The following is a 2,495-nucleotide window of genomic DNA, read 5'->3' as shown; positions in this document are numbered from 1 at the left end:
TTCACGAGCCTTTAATGGCTGTGAGCCGTGTTATTTCGTGGTTTTATCCACTGATTCGACGGCAACGAATCGCACACTTCAAGGAAATAGAGCGAATTCACCAGAATCCGACGAAGCTGTGCTCGATAAATTAGCAAATCAGCCCGCCGTTCTTCCAAACAAGATAAAACCCCAGCTTCGGCAATCTCTACAGAGCCTTCCAACGAAGCCAACTGGTTCAGCAGCTCTTGTTCTTGGACTTTGTTGAACAACACTAGCGTTCGCGCACCCACTGGGATTTTACCCAAGTGGGTAAACTGATAAGAGCGATCGCCTTCGAATTCCAGCAATCCTTTTAACTGCCACCGCTCGTTTACCAAGTCTTTGGGAATTGCGTAAGCTGTTCAGCATCTAAAACGCATATTGTATAGTATAACAATATGATGATTTTTAGAAAAACCAATGCCTACTAAAAACTTCCTCAGTTGCGAGACAAAAGAAAGTCTACAACAAGCATTAAAAGAGCATGCTCATCCAAATATTCGGCAAAGAGCCTTAATTTTTTTCTTACTAAATAACGGGAATACACCAGCTCAAACTGCTGAAATAATTGGATGTTCTCTGAGAAAAGTGGCTTAGGGGATCATACATGGTGAGCCGGAGAATTTAGACAGTTTCAAAAGACAGTTTCAAAGATGATAGGATGAAGGGGAACTACCGAAAAGCTACAGAATAATACATTGATTTACTCCCAGAGATAATAGAAATAGAACCTGAGAAATATGGCTATGAATTCGGGAGATGGACAACAGCTAGACTTGCCATATATCTAGAAAAAAAGACAGAAATTGAGCTGAGTAGCACCCAAGTAAGGAGGATTTTAAAATCAAAAAAGTATATTTACCTACCTCGCTAAATATAGCTTAGAGTCTAAGCAAGATACCGTAGAGAGGGGTTTATTTAAAGATAAATTAGCTGAGTATCTAAGAATAGCAAAAGAATCTCCAGCTCTTCTAAAGGTATGGTTTTGGGATGAGAGTGGATTTAGTTTGAGGGTAATTAGAAGGAAGAATTGGTGTAAAAAAGGGACTCGAAGCAAAAAAAGAGGAGAGCGACGAAAAGGTCGTATAAATGTCATGGGTGGAGTGAGATATTCAGACAAGAAAAGCAGGGTATATTTTATTCCGTCTGGAAATTATGGTAATTTTTATGCAGTGCTAAAAAAAATTATGGAAATTTAAGAGGAGAGTGGATATTGCCAGGGAATTTAGCGGAAGACTTTGAAGATAAAGGCTGTAAATTTGTGAGGATTTTGGAAAACGCTATTTTTTATAAAAAAACCGAGATTTTGCCGAAAATAGCAGCAGAGATGCCGAATTTAATCAGAGCGTTTTTACCCAAGTATAGCCCCGACTACAACGCGAGCTGAATTAGTATGGCATTCGGCTAAGGAATATGTTGCTAATAAATTATTTGAATCCATTGAAAAACTAGAGTCACTGTTAAATAAATTGTTAAATGAAGGAGAACTAATTATGAAATGGAACCGAACAATAAAAAATAAAGGTAACGCGAGTTAATGCAGTTTAGATGTTTGACAGCTTAGTCCTGTGCGCCGTACTCTGGTTGAGTCGATGTGGGGTATTATCCCCAGCACCTCTCAGTTAGAACTGGACGTGCCCGTTTCCGTGCATCCAGCTCCCGATATTCTTAGGGAGTGACCCTTTTGCTCATGTGTGAGTAGTCATGACAGGATTCGTGGATTGCTAGAAGATTTTTAGGTTTCCAGTTATCATGATTCTCGTCGATGTGATGTAGATTTACTCGCTCGTCGCTCATAAATTTCATCCCACAATGACCGCATGAATGGTTTTGCTTTTTAAGGGCTTTAGAGGTCAAATCATCGTATAACTTACTATTGCGTTCGCTCCAATAAGTTAAATCTCCGTCATAGGGCGATTTATCCCCTTTGACGGAGATGTGTTTGTTTTCGGAGTAAGGAACCGTAGGAAATGCCTTCTTAACAAGCTTAACGCTTGATTCTCTGGTATTTTTGGATTCCTTGTTAAATACCGTGTATGTTCTGTGATTTAAGAACCAAAGTGAAAACCTTGCTCCTGACATATCACAGAACCTATGGTAATTTCTCCATCCTCTAACTATTGGTGCTAGCTTTTCGGCTTTTACCTTAGAACCATAATTCGAGCAATTAACGATGTTCTTTACCTTCAAACGGAACTTTTTAAAATTATCCACGCTCGGGGTAGCTTTTAAATCTTCCGTCGCTTAACACTTTGAAGTGCCAGCCGAGAAAGTCGAATCCATCTGTCGTAGCGGTAATCTTGGTCTTCTTAGCACTTACCATCATTCCTCTTGCTGCTAAAAAATTATCAATTTCGGCAAGTATTTTGACTGCATCGTCTTGAGGTCTAAGCATTATCACCATATCATCCGCATAACGGATTGATGTTTCGACAATGTTTGACGCTGGGGTTTTGCCAGTTATTCTAAATCCA

General features: G+C 39.6%; 3 protein-coding genes and 1 pseudogene. 1 reads left to right on the top strand and 3 read right to left on the bottom strand.

Annotated elements, in window-relative coordinates:
- Positions 1-11 precede the first annotated feature (11 nt).
- Positions 12-329, bottom strand: a complete 318-nt coding sequence (locus QUB61_RS38905; RefSeq protein ID WP_333136753.1) for a hypothetical protein — start codon at positions 327-329, stop codon at positions 12-14.
- 112 nt (positions 330-441) lie between these two features.
- On the opposite strand from QUB61_RS38905, the pseudogene QUB61_RS38900 reads away from it, so the two are divergent.
- Positions 442-1,559 (top strand): annotated as a pseudogene (locus tag QUB61_RS38900) (IS630 family transposase).
- 130 nt (positions 1,560-1,689) lie between these two features.
- Here the strand turns inward: QUB61_RS38900 and QUB61_RS38895 are convergent.
- Together QUB61_RS38895 and QUB61_RS38890 are read right to left on the bottom strand one after the other, a co-directional pair.
- Positions 1,690-2,235 (bottom strand): group II intron maturase-specific domain-containing protein, encoded by a 546-nt coding sequence (locus QUB61_RS38895; protein WP_333136751.1) that lies wholly within the window; start codon positions 2,233-2,235, stop codon positions 1,690-1,692.
- On the bottom strand, positions 2,228-2,495 hold a 268-nt coding region (locus QUB61_RS38890; protein WP_333136749.1), incomplete at its 5' end, for a reverse transcriptase domain-containing protein. The genes QUB61_RS38895 and QUB61_RS38890, both read right to left, overlap by 8 nt.

This window comes from Microcoleus sp. C2D2 (genome assembly GCF_036702495.1).
Taxonomy (GTDB): domain Bacteria; phylum Cyanobacteriota; class Cyanobacteriia; order Cyanobacteriales; family Microcoleaceae; genus Microcoleus.
This window is presented reverse-complemented; position numbering and strand designations above follow the sequence as displayed.